Source organism: Thermosynechococcus sp. PP555, assembly GCF_031583225.1.
GTDB lineage: Bacteria > Cyanobacteriota > Cyanobacteriia > Thermosynechococcales > Thermosynechococcaceae > Thermosynechococcus.
The window spans coordinates 1,259,090-1,282,752 of the sequence record NZ_CP134168.1 but is presented as its reverse complement, the minus strand read 5'-3'; the positions used below and the strand labels follow the sequence as shown (position 1 = coordinate 1,282,752).

General features: G+C 53.1%; 21 protein-coding genes and 1 tRNA gene. 8 read left to right on the top strand and 14 right to left on the bottom strand.

Annotation, left to right across the window (positions count from 1 at the left end):
* Window positions 1-9: 9 nt before the first annotated feature.
* Together RHH27_RS06125 and aguB are read left to right on the top strand one after the other, a co-directional pair.
* Window positions 10-1,035, top strand: coding sequence for an agmatine deiminase family protein (locus RHH27_RS06125; RefSeq protein ID WP_206201500.1), 1,026 nt, complete (start codon window positions 10-12; stop codon window positions 1,033-1,035).
* Window positions 1,032-1,889 carry an N-carbamoylputrescine amidase gene (aguB, locus tag RHH27_RS06120; RefSeq protein ID WP_302679106.1) on the top strand — a complete coding sequence of 286 codons (858 nt, stop codon included), beginning with the start codon at window positions 1,032-1,034 and terminating at the stop codon, window positions 1,887-1,889. Before RHH27_RS06125 ends, aguB begins: the two co-directional genes overlap by 4 nt.
* Here the strand turns inward: aguB and RHH27_RS06115 are convergent.
* Window positions 1,886-3,220 carry an MFS transporter gene (locus tag RHH27_RS06115; RefSeq protein ID WP_302679105.1) on the bottom strand — a complete coding sequence of 445 codons (1,335 nt, stop codon included), beginning with the start codon at window positions 3,218-3,220 and terminating at the stop codon, window positions 1,886-1,888. The genes aguB and RHH27_RS06115 overlap by 4 nt on opposite strands.
* Before the next feature lie 258 nt (window positions 3,221-3,478).
* Between RHH27_RS06115 and RHH27_RS06110 the strand changes: the two genes are divergently transcribed.
* Window positions 3,479-3,694, top strand: a complete 216-nt coding sequence (locus RHH27_RS06110; RefSeq protein WP_302679104.1) for a spore coat U domain-containing protein — start codon at window positions 3,479-3,481, stop codon at window positions 3,692-3,694.
* Here the strand turns inward: RHH27_RS06110 and RHH27_RS06105 are convergent.
* Together RHH27_RS06105 and RHH27_RS06100 are read right to left on the bottom strand one after the other, a co-directional pair.
* Complete coding sequence (locus tag RHH27_RS06105) at window positions 3,691-4,062, bottom strand: ferredoxin-thioredoxin reductase catalytic domain-containing protein (RefSeq protein WP_206201496.1); 372 nt, start codon at window positions 4,060-4,062, stop codon at window positions 3,691-3,693. The two genes, RHH27_RS06110 and RHH27_RS06105, sit on opposite strands and share 4 nt — an antisense overlap.
* A gap of 77 nt (window positions 4,063-4,139) precedes the next feature.
* Window positions 4,140-4,212: transfer RNA gene (locus RHH27_RS06100), tRNA-Ile, on the bottom strand.
* 125 nt (window positions 4,213-4,337) lie between these two features.
* Between RHH27_RS06100 and RHH27_RS06095 the strand changes: the two genes are divergently transcribed.
* Complete coding sequence (locus RHH27_RS06095) at window positions 4,338-5,489, top strand: cysteine desulfurase family protein (RefSeq protein WP_206201495.1); 1,152 nt, start codon at window positions 4,338-4,340, stop codon at window positions 5,487-5,489.
* 3 nt (window positions 5,490-5,492) lie between these two features.
* On the opposite strand, the gene RHH27_RS06090 is transcribed toward RHH27_RS06095, so the two are convergent.
* From RHH27_RS06090 to RHH27_RS06085, 3 genes are all read right to left on the bottom strand, one after another.
* A complete protein-coding gene (locus RHH27_RS06090) occupies window positions 5,493-6,182 on the bottom strand; it encodes a transposase (RefSeq protein ID WP_302679152.1) in 690 nt (229 codons plus the stop codon).
* Between the two features lie 205 nt (window positions 6,183-6,387).
* Window positions 6,388-6,480: a helix-turn-helix domain-containing protein gene (locus tag RHH27_RS13285; RefSeq protein ID WP_315862904.1), complete on the bottom strand. Its 93-nt coding sequence runs from the start codon at window positions 6,478-6,480 to the stop codon at window positions 6,388-6,390.
* 236 nt (window positions 6,481-6,716) lie between these two features.
* A complete protein-coding gene (locus RHH27_RS06085; RefSeq protein WP_206201492.1) occupies window positions 6,717-7,241 on the bottom strand; it encodes an alpha/beta hydrolase in 525 nt (174 codons plus the stop codon).
* 129 nt (window positions 7,242-7,370) lie between these two features.
* Between RHH27_RS06085 and rlmD the strand changes: the two genes are divergently transcribed.
* Window positions 7,371-8,720, top strand: coding sequence for a 23S rRNA (uracil(1939)-C(5))-methyltransferase RlmD (gene rlmD / locus RHH27_RS06080; RefSeq protein ID WP_302679103.1), 1,350 nt, complete (start codon window positions 7,371-7,373; stop codon window positions 8,718-8,720).
* Here the strand turns inward: rlmD and RHH27_RS06075 are convergent.
* From RHH27_RS06075 to RHH27_RS06050, 6 genes are all read right to left on the bottom strand, one after another.
* Window positions 8,703-9,365 carry a hypothetical protein gene (locus RHH27_RS06075; RefSeq protein WP_302679102.1) on the bottom strand — a complete coding sequence of 221 codons (663 nt, stop codon included), beginning with the start codon at window positions 9,363-9,365 and terminating at the stop codon, window positions 8,703-8,705. The genes rlmD and RHH27_RS06075 overlap by 18 nt on opposite strands.
* Window positions 9,366-9,386: 21 nt before the next feature.
* Window positions 9,387-11,345 (bottom strand): ribulose bisphosphate carboxylase small subunit, encoded by a 1,959-nt coding sequence (locus RHH27_RS06070; RefSeq protein WP_302679101.1) that lies wholly within the window; start codon window positions 11,343-11,345, stop codon window positions 9,387-9,389.
* A gap of 18 nt (window positions 11,346-11,363) precedes the next feature.
* Complete coding sequence (locus RHH27_RS06065) at window positions 11,364-11,663, bottom strand: EutN/CcmL family microcompartment protein (protein WP_149817455.1); 300 nt, start codon at window positions 11,661-11,663, stop codon at window positions 11,364-11,366.
* On the bottom strand, window positions 11,663-12,004 hold the full coding sequence (locus RHH27_RS06060; RefSeq protein ID WP_011056790.1) for a carbon dioxide-concentrating mechanism protein CcmK: 342 nt from the start codon (window positions 12,002-12,004) through the stop codon (window positions 11,663-11,665). Before RHH27_RS06060 ends, RHH27_RS06065 begins: the two co-directional genes overlap by 1 nt.
* 87 nt (window positions 12,005-12,091) lie before the next feature.
* Entirely contained in the window at window positions 12,092-12,400 is a 309-nt protein-coding gene (locus tag RHH27_RS06055) for a carbon dioxide-concentrating mechanism protein CcmK (protein ID WP_011056791.1), read from the bottom strand.
* A gap of 410 nt (window positions 12,401-12,810) precedes the next feature.
* A complete protein-coding gene (locus tag RHH27_RS06050) occupies window positions 12,811-14,991 on the bottom strand; it encodes an argonaute PAZ domain-containing protein (protein WP_302679100.1) in 2,181 nt (726 codons plus the stop codon).
* 101 nt (window positions 14,992-15,092) lie between these two features.
* Between RHH27_RS06050 and RHH27_RS06045 the strand changes: the two genes are divergently transcribed.
* Entirely contained in the window at window positions 15,093-16,223 is a 1,131-nt protein-coding gene (locus tag RHH27_RS06045; RefSeq protein ID WP_302679099.1) for a hypothetical protein, read from the top strand.
* Here RHH27_RS06045 and RHH27_RS06040 read toward each other — a convergent pair.
* A complete protein-coding gene (locus tag RHH27_RS06040; protein ID WP_302679098.1) occupies window positions 16,159-18,093 on the bottom strand; it encodes an AarF/ABC1/UbiB kinase family protein in 1,935 nt (644 codons plus the stop codon). The two genes, RHH27_RS06045 and RHH27_RS06040, sit on opposite strands and share 65 nt — an antisense overlap.
* 62 nt (window positions 18,094-18,155) lie before the next feature.
* Between RHH27_RS06040 and rfbD the strand changes: the two genes are divergently transcribed.
* Window positions 18,156-19,049, top strand: a complete 894-nt coding sequence (rfbD, locus tag RHH27_RS06035) for a dTDP-4-dehydrorhamnose reductase (protein ID WP_302679097.1) — start codon at window positions 18,156-18,158, stop codon at window positions 19,047-19,049.
* Here the strand turns inward: rfbD and mfd are convergent.
* Window positions 19,046-22,474: a transcription-repair coupling factor gene (gene mfd / locus RHH27_RS06030; protein ID WP_302679096.1), complete on the bottom strand. Its 3,429-nt coding sequence runs from the start codon at window positions 22,472-22,474 to the stop codon at window positions 19,046-19,048. The two genes, rfbD and mfd, sit on opposite strands and share 4 nt — an antisense overlap.
* Before the next feature lie 312 nt (window positions 22,475-22,786).
* Between mfd and tatC the strand changes: the two genes are divergently transcribed.
* Complete coding sequence (gene tatC, locus RHH27_RS06025) at window positions 22,787-23,605, top strand: twin-arginine translocase subunit TatC (protein WP_149817467.1); 819 nt, start codon at window positions 22,787-22,789, stop codon at window positions 23,603-23,605.
* Window positions 23,606-23,663: the final 58 nt, after the last annotated feature.

Here is a 23,663-nt window from a genome sequence, read left to right as displayed (position 1 = left end):
TCGCTCTTCATGTCCCCCTTTTTTCAGCCGGCTGAGTGGCTGCCCCATCGCGCCTGTTGGTTAGCTTTCCCCAGTCACGAGGATTTGTGGGGAGAACTATTACCGCAGGTGCGTTTAGAATTTACTGCCCTGTGTCGCGCGATCGCTGACCCCGATCCCGTAACAGGTCAGTGCCGCGGGGAGCAACTGAAGATTCTGGTGCTAGATGAGGTGGGAGAAGCCACTGCTCGTTCTTATCTCGGGGATCTGAATCCACAGTTTTATCAGCTCCCCTTTGGTGACATTTGGCTGCGGGATACCGCTCCTGTGGGCTTAATCAATGAGGCAGGGGAGCGCCGACTCCTCTGTTTGCCCTTTAATGGTTGGGGCAAGAAGTATCAACTTCCCGGCGATAGTGACTTGGCTGTGCGCCTTGCTCTAGCCATCGGCCTCCCCTATGGGGCGATGCCGTTATTCTTGGAGGGGGGGGCGATCGAAGTGGATGGCGAAGGAACCTGCCTCACCACCCGCCAGTGCCTCCTCAACCCCAACCGCAATCCCTATTTAGACAGCGCAGAAGTGGAAGCCCGCCTCAAGCCCGCCCTTGGCGTGAGCAAAATCCTCTGGATTGAATCGGGACTGGCCAACGATCACACCGATGGTCACATCGATACGCTGGTGCGTTTTGTGGCTCCAGCAACCGTGGTTTGTATGCTGCCCGACAGCCCTGAGGATCCGAACTACGATGTCCTGCTGACGATTTATGAGCAGTTGCAAACGCTAACGGATGCCAAGGGGCGCTCCCTAGAGGTGATCCCAGTGCCTTCGCCGGGGCGGGTGACGAGTCGAAAGGGGGAGATTTTACCCGCTAGCTACGTGAATTTTTATATTGCCAATACCACCGTTGTCGTCCCCACCTATGGTGTCGAAGCGGATGCCAAAGCGGTTGAGGCGATCGCCAAGCTCTTTCCCAGTCGCAAAACTGTTGGCCTTCCCGCACGGACGATTTTAGAAGGGGGAGGCGCCTTCCATTGCATTACTCAGCAGGAACTATGAGAACACTGACCGTTGCTGCCATTCAAGCTCAACTGACCGATGATGTTGAGACCAATATTCTGCACCTCAGTGATCTAGTGCGGCAGGCGCATCAGCAGGGGGCACAGGTCATTGTCCTGCCAGAGCTATTTGAAGGTCACTATTTTTGTAAGGAAGAGCGGGAGAGTCACTTTCAGCGGGCACACCCCGTGAAAAACCACCCAACAATTGCTCACTTTGAGGCCTTGGCGCGGGAACTGGCGGTGGTGATTCCAGTGTCCTTTTTTGAAAAGGCGGGCACCGTCTATTACAACAGTGTGGCCATGATTGATGCGGGGGGTGTCAACCTCGGTGTCTATCGCAAAAGTCATATTCCCGATGGCCCCGGCTATGAGGAAAAGTTTTACTTCCGCCCCGGCAATACAGGCTTTCGAGTCTGGCGTACCCGCTACGGCAAAATCGGTGTCGGCATCTGCTGGGATCAGTGGTTTCCAGAGGCTGCACGGGTGATGACCCTCATGGGGGCAGAGGTGCTGGTGTATCCCACCGCCATTGGCAGTGAACCCCACGATCCCACACTGGACACCAAAGACCCTTGGCAGCGGGTGATGGTTGGTCATGCAGTGGCAAATGTGATTCCAGTGGTGGCAGCCAACCGTGTGGGTGACGAGGGGGGGCAGGTATTTTATGGCAGTTCATTTATTGCTAATCCAAGGGGAGATCTGGTGGCCGAGGCCGATCGCACCCAAGAAGCAGTGCTTGTCCATAGATTTGATTTAGAGGAAATTGAACGCCTACGGGCGGCCTATGGCTTCTTTCGCGATCGCCGACCCGGCCTCTACAAAGCCCTGTTGACTGCGGATGGTGTTAGTTAATTGCCGTGGCTTGGCTGGAGATGAAAGTGTAGGTGCTGATGAGCCTGTAGCCGATGGCAATGATCATGCTCGCTGTCGTGCTCATGGGGATGAGTGTGCCAAAAACCAGCGGGGAGATGCCGCAGGTGCCACGGTTGGGTCAACACCACAAAAGCGATGAAAAGCACCATGCTACTGAGGCCAGTATAGAAAAAATGTTGGGCTGGAAACTGACTGCCGAACCATCCCGCTAGGGGATAGGCCAAGACCCACCAAAGATGACTCCAAGCAAACTGAGCGCCATAAACCCGACCCTGCAAGTCCACGGCCACTCTCTCAGCAATTACCGTCTGCATAGGCACATTGACGAGGGTTTTACCGATACCCGCGATCGCCCACAACAGAGCGAGGGTAGGGACATTGGCACCATAGGCAGCCAACAGCGGCAGCACCGTCAGTATCCCCCCTAGGGCCATCACCACCACTGCACTCATCCTGCGACAGGAAGAACCCCAAATCACCGCAGCCAAAGTAGCACCCACACCAAATGCCGCCATGATTGAGCCGTAGGCCTGACTTCCTGCCTGTAGCGTGCCCTGAACATAGCCGACGGTATTCACCAAAATTTCCGCGCCAGCGATCGCCGCCACCAATTGCAGTAGTAATCCATAGCGAATTGCTGCATCCCACCAAAGGCACTGACTACCAACACTTAGCTCCTCAAGAAATCCGCTACGGGGGGGGACTGATCCTGCTCTAGGTACGATCAAAGCAGTGGGCAGCCCAGCAATCAACACCGCTGCAACCAAAAAGGTCAAAGCATCCAAAAAGAACACTGAACGGGTACTGCATAACGCCGCAACACTACCTGCGAGGGCTGGGCCTAAAACACTCAGGAGTTGGTACGTGGCATTCGAGAGGGCGATCGCCGGTGGGCACTCTTCAGCCGTCGTAATCAAGGGTAATGTGGCCGTGTAGGTTGGGGTAAAAAGGGCGTGAAAGCCACTCAGCAAAGCCACTACGAGATACAGTTGCCAGCCGTCAGTAACAAACGGCAAGAAGGATACCAAAACCATCCGCACAAGATGGGTAGTCACCATCAATCCCTTGCGATCCAATCGATCTGCTAAGACACCAGCAATAGGAGCCAATAGCACAAAAATGGTGACCCGCAGCGTTAAGGCAGTTGAGAGCCACAGTCCTGAATTCTCTCCTGCTAACTCAAAAGCAAGGAGTGCTAAGCCGAGCCATGTGAACGCATCCCCAATCAGATTGATCGTTTGCGCCGTATAGAGACCGGCAAAGGCTCGATTCCGTAGGCACTGCAACAGGGGAGGAAGTTGAAAGGTCATGGTGGCCACCTCAGAACCCACAGTTTACTATATCCCCCCTAGGGGGATGTCTGCCAAGGGAAATCACGGATGAACTATGATTGGCGTAGGTTGTTCTTAAATACCTGTGAGTGGTGCAGCTACATCTCAGTATCCTGCTCGCGATCGCCAGCGGCCTAGCTCTACCGACAGTTACTTTTGCAAACTGCACCATTAACAGCGTGACTGGCCTAAACCTTGGCGCCTACTGGCAATGCCGATCCTTTTATCCCTCGACAAATGACCTCTGGCAGGGGGCGCCTTGACTACAACCTTTACATTGATGCCGCTCGCACCCAAATCTGGGGGGATGGTACCGGTGGGAGCAGTTTGCGTACCTTAGTGCCTGTGAATCATGCCCCTACAACCCTTGAAATTTTTGGTCGCATCCCCACCCGGCAGTTTGTGCCTGCGGGCATCTACAGCAATACGATTGTAGTGACACTGGAATACTAAGAAACCGTAAAGCGATTGGTTTCCTCGCGAATTTGTTCAAAGGAAATCTCCTGAGCTGTACCCGCAAAGGGATGATCCGGAGTTAAAAAGAGAAGGCAGTGACACTCCCGCCGTTCGCGCATGGGCACACAGGGGCAGTTCCAGTAGGCCGCTTCTACCTCTGCTTCTTTGTCTTCATAGTGGCGGCAGGGACACAGGGGAGAGCCGTAGTCGTCTTTATGCTTGGCCAATCCTTCCAGAACAACCGCCGTTGTCCCCAAATCTGAGCAAAAGTAGGTTCCTGTGCGCTTAGCATAGGTTTCCGCAAACTTGCGCATGGCTTCAAGATTTTTGTCGGAGGCCTGTTGCGGTTTATAGGTGCTACTCATGGCAAAATTTGCGACACGAAACTTCTTTCAGTTTAGCGGAAGGCGATCGCTGGATTGGCGTTGACTGGATTAAAAGATCCAGGGTGCTGGAGTTGAACCAGCCTATGGCGAATTATGAGTTCGCTGCCTCATCCGCTCGGCCAACCCTGGGAAAATGCCTATCACTTTTCAATATAGTCCCACTTGGCGCTTTCTACCGCCAGATGGTCTGAATGGCCATTGAGTGCGGGGTTCCTTGCTAGGCTAAAGGAGAAGGGGTTTCAAGAAGACTGGGGATGAAGCCAATTTACTTAGATGGACTGGCAACCACACCGGTGGATCCCCAAGTACTGGCAGCCATGTTGCCCTATTTTAGCGATCGCCCCGGCAATGCCAGTAATCGTGCCCATGCCTATGGTTGGGAGGCCGCCGCCGCCATTGATCTTGCCCGTGAAACGATTGCCGCAGCCATCCATGCCCATCCCGAAGAAATCATTTTCACCAGTGGTGCCACTGAAGCAGACAACTTGGCAATCAAGGGGGTGGCTGAAGCCTACTACAGTCGCGGTCGCCATATCATTACCGTGCAGACAGAACACAATGCAGTGCTCGCTCCCTGTCGCTATTTGGAGTCCCTTGGCTTTCGGGTGACCTATCTAGGGGTGAATGAGAAAGGGTTCATTGATCTGGCTGAGTTAGAGCAAGCCTTTACCCATGAGACCATCTTGGTATCCGTGATGGCTGCCAATAATGAAATTGGGGTGCTCCAACCCTTGGCCGAGATTGGTCGCCGCTGTCGCGATCGCGGGGTACTCTTCCACACCGATGCCGCTCAAGCCTTGGGCAAAATTCCCTTGGATGTTCAGGCGCTTCAGGTGGATCTCATGTCCCTGACTGCCCATAAACTCTACGGACCAAAGGGCATTGGTGCCCTCTATGTGCGGCGCGATCGCCCCCGCGTCCAACTTGCGCCTCAACTTCATGGTGGCAGTCAAGAACAGGGCTGGCGATCCGGAACCTTGGCCACTCCCCTCATTGTCGGCTTTGGGGTAGCAGTACGACTCGCTCAGGAACGTCAAGCCACGGATATTCCCCATCTGCGGCACCTGAAAGAACGGCTGTGGCAGGGCTTAGCCTCCCTTGGAGACATTTATCTCAATGGTGATTGGCAACAGAGTTTACCCAACTGTCTCAATGTCAGTATTGGTGGGGTTGAGGGCAATGCCCTCCTACAGTCGATTTATCCCCATGTTGCCCTCTCAACGGGGGCAGCCTGTAGTAGCGACAAACCAACACCGTCTCACGTTCTGCTTGCCTTGGGGCGATCGCCCACCCTTGCTCATGCTTCGCTGCGATTTGGTTTATTACGTACCACCACAGAGACCGAGATTGATTTAGCGCTTCAGCAGATTCACCACAGCATTCAACAACTACGCCACCAGAGTTGACGCTCATCCCGGTAACGCTATGCCTAACGGCAGGCTTAGGCCAACGCGTATAGCAGGAGATTCCCCGTTCACAGAGTCTTGACTAGATGACCCGAAAGTCATCCCCGCCAGAACCTCTCCAAGGGCATTTTCAAGACGGTGCGCCCCACCGCCTATCAATCGATTCCGCAACACGAATGCAGCGGCAATATCCCTAGGCATTGAACAGCCACAGGGGCACTCATGCCAACGGATTGATAGCGTTTTGCGGACTGCTTCGCCACAGTTGGGACACTCTTGAGAGGTGCCCGCTGCTTTCTCCTTGACAACCACCTTGCCACGCTTGCAGGCCACCCAAGGCAACACCGAGTTCAGGAATGGCCCATGACCCGCATCCAGCATGTGCTTGCCCAGCGTCCCACGACTGAGGCCAATCAGATTCAAATCCTCCACCACAATCACATCAGCCCCGTCGCAAAGTTGGTGGGCAACCTTGAAGTGACAGTCCCTGCGGGTGCGGGCAATCTGTTCATGCAGCTTCGCCACCTTGCGTTGAATCTTCTTCCAGTTGGCTGACCCAATCTGTTTCCGCTTCAGTCTGCGTTGCAGCAATTGAAGCTTGCGTTGCATCTCTACGAAAAACCTAGGCCGTGCTAGTTGAAGTCCGTCCGAGGTGGAGAGAAAGTATTCTAGGCCAACATCGAGGCCAACCACCCGCTTCAAGACTTGCTGATGCTTGGGCGTTAACCGACGCTAAATCAGGGTTGGTCTGCTTTGCTTGGGTGAATCGTTGACACTGCACGTTGAAGCTGGGGTAGGGGGCATCCGCTGGGATGATGTACTCGCTAGGCACAGAGCAGGCATTGACTGGACATTTGCGCGAAGCAATCTAGTCTTTGCGCTCCCTCAGCGCATCATTTCAAACTTGGCGACACACGTCTAGATCGTGGTCGATCTGCTTAGCCTGCTGCTGGGTTAGTTTTAGCCTGTACTCGTACGTCAGGGTGAGCATGAGTGGACTATAGCTATTAGTCGCGCCCGATGTTCGGTGCTAGCTCAATATGTCCAGCAACAAGCTGAGATTGAGTGACTGCTCCCTATGGTCGCCTATCACCTCACTACCACCTAACCGCTTTGCGGTATAGACGGAGTACTACGGCAAATTTTGGTAGATTGCTAAAAAATGCAGGAGCCTCTTTGCCCCTGCACTGGAATCGTTAATTTTAACTCTTCGTCAATCGTCTAGCGCTATGGGCGCAGTTTCCCGAGCATGCTCATGATGCCATCTTGTTTCTTGAGCATTTGGTTGAGCTTGCGCAAATCAAGGTTGATGGTTTCAGCAGGATAGTTTTTCAAAAACGACATCATGCTCAACCCTTCCGGAGAAGCAGCGGCAGTGAGCATGGCACCACGGAGAGCCACTTCACCGGCTTTATCGCGGCGAATCGTGACCTGAGAAAATTGTTTGAGTAAATCTTTGCCAATGGGACTACTCAAAATTTTATTGGTTTGCACAACATTAAAGGGCAGCCGCATACCCAAGAATTCAAGGAGCTTGGCTTGGTCATCTTTGGAAACCATCCGCATCAATGCTCGCAATTCTCCCGTAGCTTCTTGAGTGGACACAAATTCCTCTAGCTCCGACATCGGGAAGGAGCGCTGAAAAGGACCATAGGTGAGGGAGACAAAGTTAGCTGCTTTGGCAGGGGTGGTGAAAAGGGCACCCACGGGTAGTGCCAGTGCCAGTAACCAAGGCGAAAGACGCTTCAGCATAGGGGATCGACTCCAAAATCACTTCAGTACAAACGTCGGATTGCACCGCTAGCAGTATAGCAGCGAAAATAGAGCTTGCTGGCTCTCCTTAACTTATCCCTAACGTTTAGTAGGCTTAGACGTAAATTGATGAGCGTTTGGCAGCAGGGCGCCACCATTGAGCTAACAATTGACTCCTTGAACCACACGGGGGAGGGGGTAGGACGCTGGCAGGATCGGGTGGTTTTTGTGGCGGATACGGTTCCGGGCGATCGCCTGCGGGTGCGACTGACCCATGTCAAGCGGCAATATGCCCACGGCAAGGTCTTGGAGGTGGTGCAACCCTCAGAGCAGCGGGTGCGGCCAAGCTGTATTGTGGCGGATAAATGTGGCGGCTGTCAGTGGCAGCGGGTGGCCTATGGGGCGCAATTGGCGGCCAAAGAACAACTGGTGAAGGACGCGATCGCTCGTATTGGTCATCTGAAACCGCAAACTTTCCTACCGATTTTGGCTGCCCCTAACCCCTTTGGCTATCGCAATAAAGTGACGTACCCCCTCGGTCGCCGCCATGGTACCGTGGTTGCGGGCTATTACCAAAAAGGCTCCCATCACCTAGTAAACCTGAATCAATGTCCCGTGCAAGATCCGCGCTTCAATCCGCTCTTGGCTGCCCTGAAGCAAGCGTTACAACCTTGGCCGATATACAACGAGCAGACCCATGAACCGGGGTTGCGCCACTTGGGCTTGCGCATTGGTCAGCGTACCGGGGAGCAGCTCATTACCCTCGTGCTTGCGGGGGCATTACCCGCTGGCTTGCAGGCAGAGGCAGAAGGTTGGTTACAGCAGTTTCAAGGGGTGGTGGGGGTCTGTGTCAACTTCAATCATCAAGTGGGAAATCGCATCTTTGGTGACGAGACCCAGGTATTGGCGGGGCGATCGTACCTTTGGGAAGAGATGGCAGGGGTGAGGTTTCAGATTGCTTCGACCACCTTTTTTCAAGTCAACACGGCGCAAGCGGAGCAACTGGTTAGCACCCTGCGAGAGTGGATTGCCCCAACAGGTCACGAACGACTGGTCGATCTCTACTGTGGAGTCGGGACACTGAGCCTACCCCTTGCCGGCGCTGTCGCTGAAGTGATTGGTGTGGAAGTGCATCCTGCTTCGGTACAACAGGCGATCGCCAACGCCCAACACAATGGTATTAACAATGCTCGTTTTTTCTGTGCCAGAGCAGAAGAGTGGCTACCCCAGTCCGATCAGGCCGTGGATGTGCTAATTCTTGATCCACCGCGCAAAGGGTGCGATCGCCCCGTTCTTGAGGCGATTCTCCGCCACCGTCCGCCGCGCATTCTCTATGTCAGTTGTCACCCTGCCACCTTGGCACGGGATTTGGCTCACCTCTGCGCTACCGGTGCCTATCAACTAACCAAAATTCAGCCCCTCGATATGTTTCCGCAAACAGCCCATGTAGAAACGGTTGCTTTACTGACTACTTCCTAGGGCAGGATTCTCCCCAGTGGGTTGGATTGGCTCTACGCGAAACATTTTGGCAAACATCTTGCTAACGTAGGCTTGGCCATAGACCACGCTGGTCTTAGCTGTTGGCGAAGTGCTTGTCTCTGGTGGCGCGGCGGTTGGACTTTCCTGATGGCTAGAGGGAGAGGCTGTAGACTCCTGCTGCTCTGGCGTGGAATTCTCTGCAGTATCGGCAGTTGTTGATGGCTCTTGCCAAGGATCCTCAGAGGAAACGGCACTCTCTTGGAGGGGACTCGTTTCTGTGGGGGGCTGCCAACGGCGACTACTATCACCAAGAAGCGAACCAGCGGCCACCACAGCACCAGACGGAATCGTTGTTTGCATCACGGTGGTACTGGCGCCAATACAGGCATGGGGTTCAACGGTCACTGCCCCAATCAGCAGCACGCCCGCGCCAATGTTGACCCCTTCGCCAATTTCAATGGTGCCGCCGTGGGCATGAATGACGCTGCCCATACCAATACAGACACCTGCGGCAATGCGAATTGAAGCCCCTGCTTCTGCCCAAAGCAACACCCCGGGTGCCAAAACGGCTTGGGGATCCACCACCACATCACCAACAATGCGAACCGCAGGTGAAGGGGGCAGGGCTAAAGGCGGCAGGGGCATTGGGGCACCTCACAGGGAGGGCTACTTAGCAGCCTGTTGGAGCAGGATTTCGGCCACCCGCTGCTTACCGGCAGGATTAATGCCAATCAGCCGCACGTACTCGCCACTGTATTCTTGGAGGCAAGCCTGAATCGCAGCAAGGGCTTCATTGAGATTTTTGGCCTCAATGCGGGGGCCACTTTGCCAAGAGTTGGTGCGGTAGCGACGGGCATCCACGTGTTCTAGGCCGAGGGTATAGCCCTGTTGTAGCAGTTGCCGTACTTGTTCAACCACCTCTTGACTGAGACTGTGGCTGCTAGTGCTCCCTTGACTAGAGGCGGTTGGGCGCGGTGCGAACCCTTGACCACGGGTGCTACTGCCATTGCTGGCGGTTTTACCATTGGGGCGGTGAATAATCGTTTCCAGTACCCGCTGTTTGGCTTGGGGATTGACACCTACGAGGCGGACATAGTCCCGCTGGTGCTCGGCAAGGAAGGCACTGAGGTCATTGAGCTGCTGCGCTGAGGTAATTTTGATGCCGCTTTGCCAAGAACTGGTACGGAAGCGACGCTGGTCGGCATACTCGGTGGTGACTTGGCAGCCCTGGCGCAACAGGTCTTGAATTTGGTTCAGGAGATCGGCGCTGAGAACGGTTTCATTGCTGGCCGAACTGACGGAGACAGGGCTAGTAGCCGCTGGGGTTGCTGCTTTTGTGGCGATCGCCACCGCGCCATCGGGTCGCTGAATAATTTGCTCAAGGACGCGCCGCTTTTGCTTTTGATCAATACCAATCAAGCGCACATATTCCCCTGCATGTTCTTGGAGGCAGGCCTCAAGGGCGGCGAGCACTTCCCGTTCCTCTTTGGATTGAATGGGGGCGCAGCTAGTCCAAGAACTAGTGCGATAGCGGCGAGCATCAGCGTGCTCTGTGCCAATTTGATAGCCCTGCTGAAGTAACTGCCGCACCTGAGCCACAACGGAGGCATCCAAGGAACCCACTGGGGCTGCACTCACGGTTGCGCTAGGACGATAGCTACTAGAACTAGTCACAGCAGCTTGACCGGGGCGTTGAATAATTTCCTCGAAAACGCGACGCTTGGCTTTGGGATCAACGCCGATCAGGCGTACATACTCACCCTCGTGTTCCTTGAGGAGTTGGGCGATCGCCGCCATCACTTGAGACTCCTGCCGTCCCGTCAACGTCGGGCAACTCTGCCAAGAGCTCGTACGATACCGCCGCGCATCGGCATATTCCAAGCTGATTTGGTATCCCTGCTGCAACAATTGGCGGACATGAGTCCCATAATCTGCGGTCATAGTGTTCTTTTCCCCGGTGAGCGTTTCAACGTGTAGGATGGGTGGGTCTTCTTGACGCTGGAGTTCATTCCGAATCGGGGCAATACAGGCAATATTCTCAGCACACTGGTACCCCGATAGCAGTGCTTCATTGATGCCAACCACGTGCTGGGCAAAGTGAATATCCGACTCTTCCACGTTCGGCAGGCGATCGGCTTGCTGCTGCGTCGTGATCACCATTCCTGAAGGCACATATTTTCCCGGTGGAATCTCCACATCCTGAATGAGGACATGCATCATCACCACACAGCCTGCGCCAATCCGAGCATTAAAGACCGTCGAACGAAAGCCAATGAAACAGCCATCGCCAATGTAGGCAGGGCCGTGGATCAGCGCCATGTGGGTAATTGAGGCATTATCACCAATCCAGACAGAATACTCTTGGCCATCATCGCCAATCACCCGTCCCTGCTGGAGGCCGTGGATGACAACGCCATCTTGGATGTTGGTGCGGGAGCCAATGTGGAAGGGCGTTCCTTCATCGGCACGAATGGACGTGCCGGGTGCGATGTGAACATAATCTTTGATGCGGACATCGCCGATGAGGTTACTAAAGGAGTGGACGTAAGCCGTGGGGGCAATCTCTGGCTCCGCTAAATCCCTAGACCACGGCGTCGGAGGTGCCGCATAGCTTTGAACCGCCATAGGGAGAAGTCTCCAATGCTAATACTGGGTACGTTTGCTGTAGAGCAAATAATTATCCCGACTTACGGTGTCAATAATGGCGACAACGGCTGCGTCAATGGGTTTGTCGGTGCCATTGATAATACAGCGGGCGGCACTGCCTCGGCTTACCAATACCCACTCATCCTGTCCTGCACCCACCGTATCTGCAGCCACTTCGTAGTCGGGTAAAAATTCGCCGTCCTCACCCAAATATTGCAAGACGAGAAACTTGACTCCCGTTAAGGTGTCTTCTTTTTGAGTACTGGTAACGGTGCCGCACACTCGCGCGATTTTCACTATGGGCGACCCATCGGACGAATGCCACTAACGCTTTCGCGGAATTGTTCCACCGCTTCGGTGTAGCGAATGGGCAGGACGTATTCGAGGTTTTCGTGGGGACGTGCAATGATGTGGGTGGAGAGCACTTGACCCCCATTCACACGCTTCACGTTTTCGACCCCCGCCGCCACCGAAGCCTGCACTTCAGAGACATCACCACGGACAATCACGGTGACCCGACCACTGCCGATTTTCTCGTAGCCCACAAGGGTAACGCGAGCGGCTTTCACCATTGCGTCTGCGGCTTCCACCACTGCGGGGAAACCAAGGGTTTCAATCATACCGACGGCAATTGCCATTGTAATAACTCCTAAACGTCAGACAAGTTAAGAACTAGAGGATCGATAAGCGATGCAACTGAAAACTCCACCCAACTGCCAAACCCCTTAGTTTCGGAATTGCTCCACTGCCTCGGTATAGCGAATGGGCAATACGTACTCAAGGTTTTCGTGGGGACGAGCAATGATGTGCGTAGACAGTACCTCGCCGCCATTGACACGTTTGGCAGAATCGACCCCGGCAGCCACTGAGGCTTGCACCTCGGAGACATCACCCCGCACAATCACGGTGACCCGACCACTCCCAATTTTCTCGTAGCCCACAAGGGTGACCCGAGCGGCTTTTACCATTGCGTCTGCTGCTTCGACGACGGCGGGGAATCCGCGCGTTTCAATCATTCCCACAGCAATTGGCATGAGTAAGCTCTCCTAATTAGAATAAGGGTAAGCAGTACAAAAGCTAGAGTTGCAATCAGAGCGATCGCTACAGAAAATAATGACGGGATAGCCGATTGTTATCGTAACGTTAATCACCGTCCTCATTATTTCTAAAACAAGCATAGGGTCAGGGGTTTCTTTTGACAATATAATGATTGATAATATTTTCTAGTTTCTCGTATTATCAAACCTAATTTTAAGCCCTTGACCCCTATTTCAGCTCAAGGCAGGTGAGTATGAATCAGTTAATCCATAGAATTTTATCTAAAACTGGTTACCTTCTCATAGATTGATTGCTCGATTAAGAGGGTTCTGCCGCTGTTTGGGCAGACTGCATAAGGTATTTCAATGTTGCCCTGTATTTTGCTAGATTAAAATCTATTGTTCTATCAAACAGCAATTAACTTTTCTCGATCAATATTCTGTAAAACGCTGATTTGACCGATGCGCTGAAACTCTTTGCTACTTTTATCGGCGAGGTGCAGTACCCAAGGCAGTCGAGAAGAGCAAAATCCGCTAGCAGGATGCAATTGAGTCAAATGATAGGTCTGTAAAGCCAGTAGTTCTAAAGGGGTCTTGCCATGGGTGTGCACAACGCGCAACGGTCTAGCACTGCCAATCGTTCCATCCTTTGTCTTGATTGCCTCGCTGGTTTGTAAAATAAATAATTTACTTTTAGGATCAACAATCACAGTACCCACTTCAGCGTCAATATAGGTTATTTTGCTATTGCCTGAATTGAGTTCACGTCCCATTCTGCCTGAGCCACTTTTACGGACACTGAGAATATCGACAGCAATATCTTTTTTATTTAGTTCTTCAATTGTCTGCTCAAATTCCCCTTTTTGAATAAGGCCATCACGCATCAGTAGTATCTTTTTAGGGTAGGAATGACAATTGTCTTGGAATTTAAGCACTAGCTTAGACACAACTTGCCAAATTGCTTGGCCAGAGATAGTTTCTCCCCGTTGCACATGTGGTAACTCCCAACCCAAGCTTTGACCATTGGCTAAAACTGCAAAAGCAGAAGTGCCATAGTACAGTCTTCCATTTGTACCTGTGTCAAAACCGATAACCAAGTCAGCAGCTTCAGGATGATCTAATGGTTTTAGATAGACAGGCTGCCACTTGGCTTTACACAACAGCCCTAGGCAAACATTGAGAGATTTATAATTATTTACATTAACTGGCACTATAAACTGAGTTGCTATACCTGCTTTTAATGCTTGATTTCGCAATTTCTGTTTTTCTTTATTGGGTGACCAGGGCATCACCACTAGAACAGTTTTAATTCCTCGATCAGCCCATTGCTGCCAGAATCTTTGTTGATCCAGATCATCTTTCGGATATTCGCTTTTGGTAAAAAAGTAGTCTATTTCTATCTGTGTACCACTACTTTCTGCTATTTTCAGTAAGCGTTTGCGTACTTCTTCTGGATATTCAGCTTTATCATCAAAAAGATTAAGGCAGCCAAATTTCGTTTCGCCAATTTTTGCACAGCCAAAGGATCTAATTTTAGCTGTTTTTTCAATTTCTTTATTATTGCGAGCTAATAGTTTTGCGCGAGGCATGAAAAAACCATCAACTTTGATTGGTTCTGGCTCAGTTTCAAGACCATAGACGTTTTTGAAAATGATTCCTGCTGTAGATTTAGATTTTTCCAAACGCTCGTTAAGATCTTTCCTTATTTTGTTGAAGACTGATTGATTATCTTGTTCTTGTTCTTCAACTTGTTCTAACACTTCTACTGTGAGAATTGGTGATAGTCTTTGAGATAGATGATATACTGGCTTAGCTTTATATTCACTAGTTTTTCTAACAATTACAACACGTGATTCATTGATCTCTTGTTCAGATGCGCCTTTTTGACGGTGGTAAGCTGCTAAACTGATTCCGAGTTCTTTTATTTCTACGTCATTTGGACTTTTATTCGAAAAATCTTCAAGAATCCAAACTTTTTTATCTTCGTAAGTATTTCTGACGTACTTGATCTGAATATCGGGATATTTGTTGAGCCACCATTCAAGTGTAAATGGAGTATAAAAGCGATGATGAATATCAATTTCCAAGTATAATTTTCCATCTGGCTCAATTCTAACGTTGATTGCTCTACCTCTATGTACTTCCCAGCCATCCCCCCTTTTTTCTATCCCTTTTTCAACAGGAATCCACCAAATCAATCCGACTTCGTAATCTTTTTCAATTCTGGTTTTCTCAAATTTTTCTTTTAATTTGCACTCTAGGATTTTGCGTTCAAAGGATTCCAGTGCCTGCCTTTCGTGATCATTTTGACAACTCAGCTCTCTACATCCTATTTGCTGTAACTGCCAACCCTGAGTTTGCATCTTACTAGTATCAATAGGCTGCCTTGTAATAATGCGGTTCCCTAGTCGAACAGCAGTTACACCTAGTTTGTAGCAAACGCTGGAAAGGGCTTTTTGCTCGCTACCTTCCTCTGGCACTTGAGTAAATTGGCATTGGTATTCATAAAATGTGAGATCCTGTTGAGTCAGATTTTTCACAAAAAAACGATTGAGTATAACTTCAACTTCTCGAAATTGGGCGAACATGATTCACAGAGAATGCAAATGTGGATGATTATAGCAAGTCTTGTTACAAATTTAAGCAGCCGAGATACAATTGTCATGAATATTGGTGTGGAGGATCTGGGGTGCTGCGGCTACCAATGCAACCCATTTGGCAAAGGGTTTCCCAGTGGCCAGTGTGGGAGCCAACACGACTGGCGATCGCTAGTTCAATTCTGCTGCACGCTGTGATTCTTTCCTTTGTGCGGGTGCCCGAACCCACACCGCCAGAGTTGGCCAGTGATCAACTGGTGCCCTTGGTCAGCCTTTCTCCGGAACTCGAAGCGGATTTACCTTCGATTGAACCGCTCTTGCCCACGGAACTGCCGCCCCTTGCCACGACCGCACCACCGCCTCTGCCGTTTACAGGCATTGAGCCACCCCCCCTTTCCTTTGCCCCCTTGGCACCCCTGCCCCCCTTGCCGCCGCTGACGGAACTGCCGCCCCTACCCAATCCAGTACCGCTGCAACCTTTGCCGCCGCTATGGCAATTGCCCCCGCCCGCCCGCCCCTTACCCGTTATCCCGACAACCCCGAATGAAGAGGTGGCCGTTGCGCCGGAACTCGTCTCACCGACGCCTACGCCTGAACCCACCCCTGAAGAACCCCTAGCAACCACAGAAGGCGAAGCGGCAGCAGCGTTATCGCGGTGGTTTAATCAAACGCGATTGACCCTCAATACGACGAATCTACAAGTGAATTTAGCCCAGCGGATCACGGACTTTTATCCCCAAGAGGCCTGTGGCGATCGCCTGCAGGGGGAAACAACCGTTGCGGTGGTGGTCACTCCCCAAGGGCAATTGCTGCCTGCCAATGCCGCCCCAGAAACGGGTTTGCTCACCCGCAATCCCCAGATTATTCGCAGCAGTGGTTCTGTACTCCTCGATCAAGCCGCCCTAGAACGGGTACGTCAGCAATCCTTTGAGGCCACAGGGCAGTACCAAGCCCTAGCGCTCACCTTTGCTTTTGAGTATCGCCCCGAAGTGTGCCGAGGTCAGCAACCTGCTGCCACCCCAAGACCACAGCCTGCCATGCCAGCACCGGCAACGCTACCACCAACACCAAAACCAGAGGCTAGACCATCCCCTGCGAGTGAAGCCTCACCAGCACCCACCCCCACTGAAGAAGCACCACCGCCCGTATCCCCAGAACCTAGCGAGACAAACTCGTCGTCTGAAGCGCCGGCTGCGAGTCCGCCAGCAACATCTCCCGAATAAAGCGGGCGATCGCCCGTTGCAGGAGGCCGTTGACAATACGCTGACCCATTTGCTGTACCTCTGGGCGCACAATAATCCGCAGAATTGCAGGGATGACTTTGCCCCAGTCAAAGCCGGGGGTATCCTGCAAAATGCTGAAAATGCGGCGCAAATGCTCTAGGGCATTGGCTTCACTGATGATATTAGAACTTGCCGTTGCTGGTACGGGACGGGTGACGAGGGGTAAGAGTTGCACCAAGTTCCATTGCCCTATGGTTGTCCGTGCCCACGTGTCAAGGCTCTTGACAATTTCATCCGCTAGGCGATCGCGATACTCCGCTCCCCGCTCCGAAAAGAGAAAATCTAAAGCCTGCTCCAGCACCACATTAAAGTCATAGTCACGGCTCTCGCGGGCATTGCGCAGCAGATTTTCTAGGCGCGTCCAGCGAAATTGACCATCCTTGAGGAGCAGGTTCGTGAGACTTGTGCGCAGCTCTGGGGCAGGATCCGTGAGCAGTCGTTTGGCAATGTAAGGATAGGCGGCACTGAGTACCTTAAAGTTGGGGTCAACGCCCATGGCAATCCCTTCCATGGTCAGGAGCGATCGCACGATCAAGGCATAATAGGCAGGCACCTGAAAGGGATACTCGTACATCACCTCTGACAGGCGATCGAAAATGCGTTGGATATTTAGTTCCGAGACACTCGCCCCCAAGGCATCCTCAAAGACCAAGGCCAGCGCCGGAATAATCGGTTCCAGATCTGTATCGGGGGTTAGGAACCCTAAATGAACATAGTCGTAGGCAAGGCTTTCGTACTCACGGTTAACAATGTGGACAATGGCATTCAGCAAGCCATAGCGCTGCTCTGGCGCAATCTCACTCATCATGCCAAAGTCGAGATAGGCCAATTTGCCGCTAGGCATGGCCAGCAGATTCCCTGGATGGGGATCAGCATGGAAAAACCCATGTTCGAGCAACTGCCGCAGGGAGCACTGCACCCCCACATACACCATGTAGCGCGGATCAATCCCCAAGGCTTGAATTTGCTGCGGTTGGTTGAGTTTGACCCCCGTCACCCACTCCATGGTGAGCACCCGCCGCCGCGTATAATTCCAGTAAATCTTGGGAATATAGACATCGGTGAGGTGGCCATAGAGACGGGCAAAGCGTTCGGCATTCCGTCCCTCTTGGGTATAATCCATTTCCTCAAAGAGGCGACCAGCAAATTCATCGAGAATGGCCACTAAATCACTGCGAATCTCCTTGATCAGGCGTTTTGCCCAATAGGCCACCCCCCGCAGAATGTAAATGTCCAAGGTGATACTTTCTGCCAAGCCGGGACGCTGGACTTTGACGGCCACCTCTTCGCCACTGTGGAGTTTGCCCCGGTACACCTGTCCCAAGGAGGCAGCCGCAATGGGATGATCACTCAGTTCAGCAAAAAGCTTACTGGGGGGGGCGCCCAGTTCCTCCTCAATAAACTGAAAGGCCACTTCATTGGGGAAGGGTGGCAACTGATCTTGGAGTTTTGTTAATTCTTCCAAATAGACCGCTGGCAAGAGATCCGGACGAGTGGAGAGGGCTTGCCCCACTTTGATATAGGCTGGTCCAAGGCGGGTGAGGGTTTCCCGCAGGGCGATCGCTCGCTGGTGTTGATTTTGTTTACTTTGGCCTGTGACCCTGTCCCACCAACGGTTAAAGAGCAGCCAAAACACTGGCCAGAGAATCCGCAACCAGCGACTGAAGACCAGTAAAGGTCGCTGCCGGTAGTAGGCACCAATGGCCACGGGATCATAGGGTTGAAAGGTCTCCGGATCATTGGGAAGGGTTTCAGCCGCGATCGCAATCTCTTGGGGCGCGGAATCACTGGGGACAATTGCCGTATTCATGGGCAGTCGCGCAAACTCTTAAAGTATTTTAACAATCAGTTCATCATCAGGGAGGGCGGAAAATGCGGCTAGTGATTTTGGGGGCAACGGGGCAGGTGGGCTGGCAATTGGTGCAGCAGGCTCCCCAAGGGGTAGAAGTCATTCCCATTGCTCGCCAAGGCACTGCCGTAACACTGGACTTGGAAGATTTAGAGGCCATTCCCAACCTAGTAAAAACCCTTTGCCCCGATGTGGTCATCAATGCGGCGGCCTATACTGCCGTGGATCAGGCGGAACAGGAACCGGAACGGGCACAACGGATTAATGGCACAGCTGTGGGTCTTTTGGCAGAAACGATGGCCTCTTTGGGAGGGCTGTTGATTCACTACTCGACGGATTATGTGTTTGCTGGTACGCAGTCGCGACCCTATCGCGAAACGGATGCCACTGCCCCCCTCAATGCCTATGGCTATAGTAAGTGGCTAGGAGAGCAGGCGATCGCCACCCATCACCCCGCCCACCTGATCTTGCGCACCAGTTGGGTGTATGACCTGCGGGGCAAGAACTTTTTGCGCACCGTGGTTCGCCTTGCCCAAACCCGTCCTGTGGTTCGGGTCGTTGCCGATCAAATCGGTACGCCCACGGCTGCCCCCTTCATTGCCCAAGTCACCTATCAACTGCTGGAACGCTGGCAGGCGGATCCCTCCTTGAGCGGTCTCTATCACCTGACGCCCCGCGGCAGTACCAGTTGGTATGGCTTTGCGGTAAAAATTTTTGATCACCTGCGTGCCAAGGGCTATGCAACTGCCACCCTAGAGGCGATTCCCAGCAGTGAGTATCCGACACCGGCCAAGCGACCCGCCTTTTCCACCCTCAACTGCGAGAAGTTGGAGGCGGTTTTGGGGACTCCCCTCCCCCCTTGGGAAGCGGTTCTTCAGCCCCTTTTAGACCAACTAGATCCGCAATCCGTGCTTTAGGGGGTTGTTGCAACGGTTGTTTTCATTTGGCTGAACCAGTCGATGAGTTGCGCCAGTTGTTTCTCCACCGGTTGCGTCCCTAGACCCCGCACGGTAATTTTGCCCTGACTATAGACAAACCGACTTTGGAGATGGGTGGGCAGTTGCTCTAGGAGCAGTTTCCATGCTGGCTCCGCCATCGGAGTTTCCAAGATCACATGTTGCTTGCCTTCCGGGCGAATGCGACTAATGCCACACTGCCGTGCCAGTTGCTTGAGTTCCACAACCCGCAGCAGTTGCTGAACTGATTTGGGCAATGCCCCATAGCGATCGCTCCACTCTGCCGCCAATTGCATCAAGTCTTCTTTTGTCGTTGCAGCGGACACCGCGCGGTAGGCGGCCATCTTTTGCTCCAAATCGGGCATATAGTCGGCGGGAATAAAGGCAGTGACATTGAGATCCACTTGGGTATCGTCAACGGTGGGAATCTCTTGGCCACGAATTTCAGCGATCGCCTCCTCGAGCAGTTCCACATACAAATCAAAGCCAACACTGTCCAGTTGACCGTGCTGCTCCGCCCCTAGGAGATTGCCCACACCGCGAATTTCCATGTCTCGCATTGCCAGTTGGTAGCCCGATCCCAGTTGGGTAAACTCCTGAATTGCCCGCAATCGTTGGCGTGCCGCTTCAGTCAGCACCTCTTGGCGGGGGTAAAATAACCACGCATGGGCTTGAATGCCCGCTCGGCCAACCCGACCCCGCAGTTGATAAAGTTGTGCCAAGCCAAACCGCTGCGCATCCTCCACCAAAATCGTATTGACGCGGGGAATATCCAAGCCGGACTCAATGATGGTCGTACAGACAAGGATATCGGCCTCGCCATTGCTAAACCCCAACATCGTCGATTCCAGCTCCCCTTCGGGCATCTGACCATGGGCAATGAGAATGCGGGCACTGGGCACCATCCCTTGCAGCTTTGCCGCCACCTCCTCAATCCCCTCAACCCGCGGCACGACATAGAAAACTTGACCCCCCCGATCCAGTTCTTGGCGAATCGCGCTGCGCACCGTTTCTGGGTCATAGGGGGCAAGGTGGGTTTGAATCGGGCGCCGCGAGGGGGGTGGTGTGGTGATCAGGCTCATCTCCCGAACCCCCGACAGAGCCATATAGAGGGTGCGGGGAATTGGCGTTGCACTGAGGGTGAGCACATCCACTTGGATTTTGAGGGCTTTGATTTTCTCCTTTTGGTTGACGCCAAAGCGTTGTTCCTCATCCACCACCAGTAGCCCCAAGTCCCGAAATTTAACGGTTTTGCTCAGGAGTTGATGGGTGCCCACGACAACATCCATTTCGCCGGTTTTGAGTTTTTGTAGGATGTCTTGGCGCTCCCGCTCACTGCGAAAGCGGTTGAGGAGTCCCACTTGAATGGGATAGGGGGCAAAGCGTTCCTTGAGGGTGTGGTAATGCTGCTGCGTCAGAATCGTTGTGGGTGCAAGAACCACCACCTGTTTGCCTGCCATCACGGCTTTGAAAATAGCGCGAATGGCCACTTCGGTTTTGCCAAAGCCAACATCACCGCAGACCAGCCGATCCATGGGGCGATCGCTCTCCATATCGGCCTTAACCTCTTGGATGGCCTTGAGTTGATCCGGAGTGGGCTGATAGGGAAACGAGTCCTCCATTTCCTGCTGCCACGGTGTATCTGGAGGGAAGGCAAAGCCCTGTTGTTGGGCACGTTGAGCATAGAGTTGCAGCAGATCCACCGCTACTTTTTTAATGGCCTTGCGCACCCGGGCTTTGGTACGTTCCCAAGTGTTGCCCGTTAACTTATTGAGTTGGGGAACGCCATCGCTCTGTTTGCGGTAGCGGGAGAGGCTGTTGAGTTGATCGGCAGCAACGCGGAGAATGCCATCGGCATATTGCAGGGCGAGATACTCGCGGGTTTCGTTGTTAATCGTTAGCGTTTCTAGGCGCAGGAACTGACCAATGCCGTGTTGGCGATGGACGACGTAGTCCCCCGGCTGAAGCGTGTTGAGATCCACCTGTTTGGCAGCAGCGCGGCGGCGTTTGCGCACATAGCCAAGGTTGACTAGGTTGTGCTGGCCAAAGAACTCGCGATCGCTCACCAGCACCGTGCGGAACGTAGGCAAAATAAAGCCACTAATTTCCGCTAGACCACTGGCCTTGAGGGCAATGGGCAGTCGCTGCTGTTGCAGCTTATCAATGGCCGGAAAGTCCTTGGGATTGGGCACAAACTGGGCGGGGCAATCATGCTCCTGCAACAGGGCTACAGAGCGACTCGGCTGCGCAGAGACCAACCACACGGTGTACCCCTTGTCCCGTTCCTCCCGCAGGGTTGCCGCCAAGCGACCAAATTGGTGGGGAATGGCTGGAACCGCCCGTGCTGATAAATTGAGACCGAGTCCCTCACTGGCCAGTTCGTAGAGGTGCACCCGTTGAAACCGCTCGAGGGCTTGGGCACTGGCTGACCACGGACGATGAATGGGGGGGGGTGGCGTTTCAAGGCTTTGCCAGTAGGCTTGACTGTGCTCATACCAGCGATCGCCATGGGCAGCACAGAGGGGCGGCTCATCCACGGCAATGAGGGTTTGGGCAGGCAAATAATCCAAGAGCGAAGCCGGTTGCGGAAAAGCCACCCCCAGATAGCGCCGCAATCCCTCTTGATCCTCCGAAATGAGATGGGCGTGATCTGCTGCCCGCAGGGCTTGGGCAATCAGGGGAGTAAAACTAATGGGCGTCAGGGTTACCTGCGCAAGGGCATCAAGGCGATCGCCCTCGGTGTGTAGGGAGCGTTGACTGGCCGGATCAAACTCGCGAATGGACTCAATCTCATCGCCAAACCACTGCAAGCGCACCGGTAGCTCCGCCGAGACGGGGAAAATATCCACAATGTCGCCGCGCCGACTCCACTGACCTTCCGTTTCCACGAGAGAAACCCGCTCATAACCAAGGGCTGCCAAGGCAGTAGCCACTTCCCCTAGGGAGTGCTCTTGACCCACCTCTAAAGTTAGACAGGCGGCACGAAACTGCTCTGGTGGGGGTAAATGGGGTTGCAGTGCCCGTTCGGTGGTGACAATTGCAATATTGGGGCGATCGCTCTCGACTAGAACTTGCAGTTGCCCCCAGACCATCTCCGCTTCCAAGTCAAAGGGGTCATAGGGAGAGGCCTCCGATGTCGGGTAAAAGAGCACCGCCTCCCAACCCATGAGTTCCAATTGCGCCGCCCAGCGTCCCCCCTCCTCTAAGGTGGAAGTAATCACACACAGCGATTGCTGACTCTGCTGCGCCAATGTGGTGGCCACAAAGCCCTTGACAAGGCGGGGCATCCCCGTGAGGATCAGTTCCCGTTGGTGTTGTAATTTGCTGAGCAGTTCAGCCGTCAGCGGCAGCTTACCCCAACTGCGGGGAATTGCCATTAAGGACATAGACGAGTGTCAGTGCAGGTGATCAAGATTGCAGAATTGAATTGCGACCCCTTGGGGCAGCGCTAACGCATTATAATTCTTACGCTCTCCTATCATTGTAAAAAGCAGGACAAGGATTCAGAAAACTCTAGCTAAAGCGCTTTTCGACAATTAGGGGGTAAAGAAGGGGGGATGCTCCTGTTTGGTAGCTGCTTTGGCTGTTTTCAGTGTGTGCCATCCCTGTAAAAAGAGCTACATCACTGCTGAAGAGAGGGTGGAACCCCGTCGGCACTTCCTTCATAATTGTGAAAGAGTAGGAATTGCAGAGATTGAATGACGCGATCGCCCGATATTGATAGTCCGGCTCCAGAATCCTCAGCGATTGTTGACAGCACCCTTGAGGCAAGCGACCCCATTGACCCTGAGGATGAACTGCCCAATGAAGTGGAAATGTCCCTCTGGGATCACCTTGAGGAGTTGCGACAGCGGCTCTTTGTTGTCCTCGGCACTGTTGCTGTCACCATTGTTCTCTGCTTTACCCAAGTCCGCTGGATCATTCAGTTCCTTGAAAAACCAGCCCATGGTGCGAAATTCCTGCAACTAAGTCCGGGGGAGTACTTTTTTGTCTCCTGTAAAGCGGCGGCCTACAGTGGCATCCTCCTAGCGACACCGATGATTCTCTACCAAGCCATCCGTTTTATCCTGCCGGGATTGACACGACGTGAGCAACGCTTGCTGGCACCGGTGGTTTTTGGTTCATCCATTCTCTTTATTGCCGGTTTGGCCTTTGCCTATACCCTCTTGGCACCCGCAGCCCTTGGCTTTTTCATTAACTATGGGGCAGATGTGGTTGAGCAACTGTGGTCGATCGATCGCTATGTGGATTTTATTTTGCTATTGCTCCTTGCCACCGGCCTTGCCTTCCAAGTCCCGATTCTCCAGTTGGTACTCATTGCCCTCGGCATTGTTTCCATCCCGCAAATGCTCAGCCAATGGCGCTACGTGGTGATTATTGCCGTAGCCGTGGCAGCGGTTTTGACCCCCTCCATTGATCCGATTACTCAAGGACTGTTGGCGGGTGCTCTGCTTGCCCTCTACTTTACGGGGATTGGCTTGGCCAAGCTGATGGGGGTGGGGCGTTCTGAGGCTTAAACTTGCAATACCCTCAAAAAAGACTCAATCAGAAAAGATGATTTTGGCGATAAAAATC

Coding starts and splice junctions, on each gene's coding strand:
- RHH27_RS06125 (WP_206201500.1), top strand. CDS start 10: ATGTCCCCCTTTTTTCAGCCGGCTGAGTGGCTGCCCCATCGCGCCTGT.
- RHH27_RS06095 (WP_206201495.1), top strand. CDS start 4,338: ATGAAGCCAATTTACTTAGATGGACTGGCAACCACACCGGTGGATCCC.
- RHH27_RS06055 (WP_011056791.1), bottom strand. CDS start 12,400: ATGCCAATTGCTGTGGGAATGATTGAAACGCGCGGATTCCCCGCCGTC.
- rfbD (WP_302679097.1), top strand. CDS start 18,156: ATGCGGCTAGTGATTTTGGGGGCAACGGGGCAGGTGGGCTGGCAATTG.
- tatC (WP_149817467.1), top strand. CDS start 22,787: ATGACGCGATCGCCCGATATTGATAGTCCGGCTCCAGAATCCTCAGCG.
- RHH27_RS06075 (WP_302679102.1), bottom strand. CDS start 9,365: ATGCCCCTGCCGCCTTTAGCCCTGCCCCCTTCACCTGCGGTTCGCATT.
- RHH27_RS06050 (WP_302679100.1), bottom strand. CDS start 14,991: ATGTTCGCCCAATTTCGAGAAGTTGAAGTTATACTCAATCGTTTTTTT.
- RHH27_RS06070 (WP_302679101.1), bottom strand. CDS start 11,345: ATGGCGGTTCAAAGCTATGCGGCACCTCCGACGCCGTGGTCTAGGGAT.
- RHH27_RS06105 (WP_206201496.1), bottom strand. CDS start 4,062: ATGAGTAGCACCTATAAACCGCAACAGGCCTCCGACAAAAATCTTGAA.
- mfd (WP_302679096.1), bottom strand. CDS start 22,474: ATGTCCTTAATGGCAATTCCCCGCAGTTGGGGTAAGCTGCCGCTGACG.
- RHH27_RS06040 (WP_302679098.1), bottom strand. CDS start 18,093: ATGAATACGGCAATTGTCCCCAGTGATTCCGCGCCCCAAGAGATTGCG.
- RHH27_RS06060 (WP_011056790.1), bottom strand. CDS start 12,004: ATGGCAATTGCCGTCGGTATGATTGAAACCCTTGGTTTCCCCGCAGTG.
- aguB (WP_302679106.1), top strand. CDS start 1,032: ATGAGAACACTGACCGTTGCTGCCATTCAAGCTCAACTGACCGATGAT.
- RHH27_RS06085 (WP_206201492.1), bottom strand. CDS start 7,241: ATGCTGAAGCGTCTTTCGCCTTGGTTACTGGCACTGGCACTACCCGTG.
- RHH27_RS06115 (WP_302679105.1), bottom strand. CDS start 3,220: ATGACCTTTCAACTTCCTCCCCTGTTGCAGTGCCTACGGAATCGAGCC.
- RHH27_RS06110 (WP_302679104.1), top strand. CDS start 3,479: ATGACCTCTGGCAGGGGGCGCCTTGACTACAACCTTTACATTGATGCC.
- rlmD (WP_302679103.1), top strand. CDS start 7,371: ATGAGCGTTTGGCAGCAGGGCGCCACCATTGAGCTAACAATTGACTCC.
- RHH27_RS13285 (WP_315862904.1), bottom strand. CDS start 6,480: ATGCTCACCCTGACGTACGAGTACAGGCTAAAACTAACCCAGCAGCAG.